The 5,383-nt window shown below is 69.9% G+C and carries 4 protein-coding genes; 2 read left to right on the plus strand and 2 right to left on the minus strand.

Going from position 1 to position 5,383, the window contains the following annotated elements; translation table 11 throughout:
* Nucleotides 1-14 precede the first annotated feature (14 nt).
* On the plus strand, nt 15-2,846 hold the full coding sequence (locus DLJ59_RS00670; protein WP_124770588.1) for a PQQ-dependent sugar dehydrogenase: 2,832 nt from the start codon (nt 15-17) through the stop codon (nt 2,844-2,846).
* Between the two features lie 80 nt (nt 2,847-2,926).
* Here DLJ59_RS00670 and DLJ59_RS00675 read toward each other — a convergent pair whose 3' ends face one another.
* Both DLJ59_RS00675 and DLJ59_RS00680 read right to left on the minus strand, forming a co-directional pair.
* Nucleotides 2,927-3,871 carry an acyltransferase domain-containing protein gene (locus DLJ59_RS00675; protein ID WP_124770589.1) on the minus strand — a complete coding sequence of 315 codons (945 nt, stop codon included), beginning with the start codon at nt 3,869-3,871 and terminating at the stop codon, nt 2,927-2,929.
* Between the two features lie 29 nt (nt 3,872-3,900).
* Nucleotides 3,901-4,485, minus strand: coding sequence for a hypothetical protein (locus tag DLJ59_RS00680; protein WP_244235766.1), 585 nt, complete (start codon nt 4,483-4,485; stop codon nt 3,901-3,903).
* Between the two features lie 215 nt (nt 4,486-4,700).
* Here DLJ59_RS00680 and DLJ59_RS00685 point away from each other — a divergent pair.
* Nucleotides 4,701-5,383: NAD-dependent epimerase/dehydratase family protein (locus tag DLJ59_RS00685; protein WP_148096916.1), on the plus strand; the 683-nt coding region annotated here is incomplete at its 3' end.

A 5,383-nucleotide genomic window follows, 5' to 3' on the forward strand; every position in this document is an offset into this window, starting at 1 on the left:
GAGAAAGGACGATAATGCCCTCGTACCCCCGGCGCTGGCCCCGGGCGCTCTTCGCGGCGGTACTCACCGTCGCGAGCGCGGCCCTCGCTGTGGCTGCACCGTCCACCGCCCAGGCGGTGGTGATTCCCGCTTCCGACTATCAACAGGTCAAGCTCGCCACCGGCTCCGCCGAGCTCGGTGAGGCCATGTCCCTGGCCGTACTGCCCAACCGCTCGGTCCTGCACACCGCTCGAAACGGCGTCCTGCGGGTGACCGACGTGGCCGGCAACACCAAGGTCTCCGGCACCCTGTCCGTCTACACGCACGACGAGGAGGGGTTGCAGGGCGTCGCCGTCGACCCGAACTTCGCCACCAACCGGTGGATCTACCTGTACTACTCGCCCACGCTGAGCACCCCGTCCGGGGACGCCCCGACCACCGGCTCGCAGTCCGACTGGGACCGGTGGAAGGGGCACCTGCGGCTGTCCCGGTTCACCCTCAACAGCGACGACACGCTCAACCTGGGCAGCGAGAAGATCGTGCTCCAGGTCGCCAACGACCGGGGGCAGTGCTGCCACGTCGGCGGTGACCTGGACTTCGACGGCGCCGGAAACCTGTACCTGACCACCGGCGACGACACCAACCCGTTCGAGTCGTCCGGCTACGCGCCACTTGACGAACGGACCAACCGCAACCCGCAGTTCGACGCCCAACGTTCGGCGGGCAACACCAACGACCTGCGGGGCAAGGTGCTGCGGATCAAGCCGCAGGCGGACGGCACGTACACGATCCCGTCGGGCAACATGTTCGCCCCCGGCACGTCGGGCACCCGCCCGGAGATCTACGCGATGGGTCTGCGCAACCCGTTCCGGATGAGCGTCGACAAGGCAACCGGCGTCGTCTACCTCGGCGACTACGGCCCCGACGCCGGGTCCACGAACTCCAGCCGTGGCCCCCAGGGTCAGGTGGAGTTCAACCGTATCGCGGCACCGGGTAACTACGGCTGGCCGTACTGCACCGGGACCAACACCAGCACCGAAACATACAACGAATACACCTTCCCGTCCGGGCCGTCGCAGTCGAAGTACAACTGCACGGGCGGGCCGACCAACAACTCGTTCCGCAACACCGGGCTCACCACGCTGCCCGCGGCGAAGCCGGCCTGGATCAAGTACGCCGGCGACTCCGGCTCGCCGTCGGAGTTCGGCAGCGGCTCGGAGTCGCCGATGGGCGGGCCGGTCTACCGGTACGACGCCTCGCTGAACTCCAGCATCAAGTTCCCGGCCTCGCTCAACGGCCAGTTCTTCGCCGGCGAGTACGGCCGCCGCTGGATCAAGCCCATCGCCATCAACTCCGACGGCTCCCGGGGGGAGATCTCCAGCTTCCCGTGGAGCGGCACGCAGGTCATGGACATGGCCTTCGGCCCGGACGGCGCGCTGTACGTGCTGGACTACGGCACCGGCTCGAACAACCAGGCGCTGTTCCGGATCGAGTACATCGGTGGTGGCAACCGCAGCCCCATCGCGGTCGCCGCGGCGAACCCCACCTCAGGGGCGAACCCGTTGACCGTCAACTTCTCGTCGGCCGGCAGCTCCGACCCGGAGGGCGGCGCGCTCAGCTACCTGTGGACCTTCGGTGACGGCACCACGTCGACGGCGGCCAACCCCACCAAGACGTACACCACGAACGGCACCTACTCCCCCACGTTGAAGGTCACCGACCCGACCGGCCTGTCCGGCACGGCGAGCCTGGTCATCACCGTGGGCAACACGGCCCCGACGGTGACGCTCAGCGCGCCGGCCGACGGGCAGCTGTTCAGCTTCGGTGACACGGTGCCGTACCAGATCTCGGTGAGCGACCCGCAGGACGGCACTATCGACTGCTCCAAGGTGAGCCTGACGTACGCGCTGGGCCACGACAGCCACGCCCACCAGATCACCTCGAAGAACGGGTGCAGCGGCACGATCACCCTCCCGACCGACGGGGAGCACGACTCGGCGGCCAACATCTACGGGGTCTTCGACGCCGCCTACACCGACAACGGTGGGCTCACCACGCACAGCATCAAGACGCTGCAACCCAAGCACCGTCAGGGTGAGCACTTCGGTGCCCAGTCCGGCGTCCAGGCCTCCGAGCACACCAGCGCCGAGGGTGGCCGCTCTGCCGGCTTCATCGAGAACAACGACTGGATCTCGTACCAGCCGTACAACCTGTCCAACGCGACCCGGTTCACCGCCCGGGTCTCCTCGGCCGGGGCGGGCGGCACCATCGAGGTCCGGACCGGCTCCGCCACCGGCACCCTGCTGGGCACCGCCACGGTGCCGGTGACCGGCAACTGGGAGACGTTTGTCGACGTCTCCACCGCCATCACCAACCCGCCGACCGCGTCGACGACGCTGTACCTGGTGTTCAAGGGCGGGTCCGGCTACCTGTTCGACGTTGACGCGTTCACCTTCACCACCGGCACCGCCAGCAGCACCCCGGTGACGACGTTGCGGGCACAGGTCAACAACCAGTACGTGTCGGCGGTCGGCACCAGCGCGCTGATCGCCAACAAGGCCAGCGTCGGCACCACCGAGCAGTTCGACCGGGTGGACGCCGGCAACGGCAACATCGCCCTCCGGTCGCGCGCCAACGGCCTGTACGTGTGCGCGGAGAACGCGGGCGCGGATCCGTTGATCGCGAACCGGACGACGGTCGGACAGTGGGAGACCTTCCAGATCATCACCAACTCGGACGGGACAGTCGGTCTGCGGGCCCTGGCCAACAACCAGATCGTGGCCGCCGAGAACGCCGGCGCCGGGGCACTGATCGCCAACCGGACGTCGGTCGGGTCCTGGGAGAGGTTCGTCCTGACCACCGGCTGACGAGCGAAGGTAGGGCCCGGCCTGGACGGTGACCAGGCCGGGCCCTACTCCGTGAAACAGGCGGCGCGCTGGGCGGCTGCCTAGATCGGAAAGTGGCCGCGGCGCCAGTGCCAGTGGCCGCCGGCCCGCAAATGGTCGATGATCGCGCGCTGGAGCACGGTGCGGCGCGGCAACTCGTCCAGCGGTATGGTCAGGGTGCGGAACCCGAAGCGCAGCATCTCGATGTCGGCGTCCGGCCCCTCCGACTCCTGGTAGGGCTCCAGCTCGAACCGGCGCTGGAACCGCACGATGTTGGAGTCCTCCGGCAGGTACTCCCGCAGTTGCGGGTCGAGCAGCCACGAGCCGCAGGAGAACACTGTGTAGCGCTCTTCGGGAAAATGTCGTGGGAAGAACGCCCGTGCCTCGTCCAACGACGCCGCGACCGCCTCCGGGGGCAACGGCCCCGACTCGGGGACGTGCAGGCCGATGGCGCCGTTGCCGCGCTGGTGCTGTAGCCGGCCCAACTCGTAGACGGCGCCGCGCGAGTGCAGCGTCAGCCAGCTCTGCATGACCGGCCAGCCATCACCACGCATGCGTCGGTCGACAGCGAGGTTGCGGCCCAGGTCAGCGAGGGTCGCCCAGGACACGGCATCGGGGACGCGGTGGTCGCGGTGATAGCCCCGCACCACGTCGACCAGGGCCAGGTACGCGTACACGTAGAGGTGCCGCCAGGCGGGCCCACGGTCTCGCGGCAGCTCCGGGCCGGGCGGCAGCCAGTCGTACCCCCCGAGGTCGGCGCGGACCACTGCGATCGAGCGGTCGAGCAGCCAGCGCAGCTCCGTCGTCCACAGCGGAGAACCTGGCTCCGGCCATCCCGCCAGGATTTCGGCGGCGTCGTCCGGCCGCACGGCGAGCCGGTCGAGGATCGCGGGCGCGTCCGCCTTCGCGGGCAACGGGGCTGACCGCCTGTCACCGGCGAGCCGGTGCACGCGGTCGACGTCCTCGACGGGCACCCCGAGTCGGGCGGCGATGTCGTCCAGATCCACGCCGACGAACCTACCGCCCGACGCGCAGCTCAGGAATCTGCCGGCACTCCGGCGTCGAGCTGCCCGATCATCGGCGCGAGGAGATCGTTGAGTTCCCGGGCCAGCACCACCACGGCCCGGCGCGCCGCCACCGCGACGTCATCGTCCGGGCCGTCGGGCGTCGGCGGCAGATCGTCGAGCGGGACCGGTGCCTCCACCTGAAGCAGCGCGCGCAGATGGGGCCGGCGCGTCTGGTCCTGCTCGGTGGGTGTGGTGAACTGGCCGAACAGCTGGGGCCAGTCCTGCCAACCACGGTCGCGCTGCCACTGCTTGGTCCAGGTCAGCTCGGCCGGCCAACGGGAGGCCACGGTCACCGCGCAGACCAGACTGCCGTCCCAGTGGCTGCGGGCGCAGGTCGCCGAGATGATCCGCCGGTGCCAGCGGACGAAGCCCGGCGACAGCTCGGTGGCCAGCCGCCACGCCGTCACCGCGAACGCCACGGGCGCGAAGTCACCCCAGGTGTCGGCGAAGTCGTCGATCCGACGAAGCACCTCGGCCTCGTACCGGCCGCGCCCGTCGGTGCCGTGTTCGCGGTCGAACTGCTCGTCCAGCCAAAAGGCGCGCGATTCCGGCATCCTCAACCCCGTTTCACACAGCGATGGTGTCCCGCACCTCGAATCTAGGCGAATGTCGGGGTGTGGACGGCACCCTCGCCGGTTGTCGACCTGCGCCATGCCCGCACCGGACTCGTCCGGGTGACCCTGCAACCCGGGCCATTCTGGTCGGACCGCAGCGTTGCGGCAGCGGCGGCGGCTTGACAAGGAGCCGGTTCCAGAGTGGACGATGCACCGTGCGCATTCTTGTGGTGGGTGGCAGCGGCCTGATCGGCGCTCATGTGGCGGACGTGCTCCGGGAGCGTGGCCACGCCGCGACCACGGTGGCGCGTACCGCCCAGTCGGGCGTCGACCACCTGCTCGATGTCGGGTCCGCCTCGATCGACGAGCTGCGGTCGTTGCTCGCCGGGCACGACGGCGTCGTGTACGCCACCCGCACCGACGAGCAACGGCCGCTTCCCAAGCCGATCTATCCCGAGTTCCGCCGCGACAACGTCGACCCGGTGGTACGCCTGTTCACCGCCGCACGCCTCGAAGGTCTCACCCGGGGTGTCGTGATGGGCTCCTACTACACCTACTTCGACCGGCTCCATCCGCAGTGGCGCCTCGCCGAGCGGCACACCTACATCCGGTGTCGCCTGGAGCAGGCCCGGGAGGGGCGGGCCGCCGCCGGCGAGGGCCTGCCGGTCGCCGTACTCGAACTGCCCTTCGTCTTCGGTCGGGCCGGGGACCGGCTGCCCAACTGGGCCGGTCCGCTGGACCGGTGGGCCCGCTCGCGTACCCCGTTGGTGGCCCCGATCGGCGGCAGCGCCGCGGCGTCCGCGCGCAGCGTGGCCGAGGTCGCGGTCGACGCCCTGGAGCAGGCCAGCGGCGCGGACCTCCCGGTCGCCGACGAGAACCTCAGCTGGCACGACAGGTT

Source organism: Micromonospora inaquosa (assembly GCF_003857055.1).
Classification (GTDB): domain Bacteria; phylum Actinomycetota; class Actinomycetes; order Mycobacteriales; family Micromonosporaceae; genus Micromonospora; species Micromonospora inaquosa.

Coding starts and splice junctions, on each gene's coding strand:
- DLJ59_RS00670 (WP_124770588.1), top strand. CDS start 15: ATGCCCTCGTACCCCCGGCGCTGGCCCCGGGCGCTCTTCGCGGCGGTA.
- DLJ59_RS00680 (WP_244235766.1), bottom strand. CDS start 4,485: ATGCCGGAATCGCGCGCCTTTTGGCTGGACGAGCAGTTCGACCGCGAA.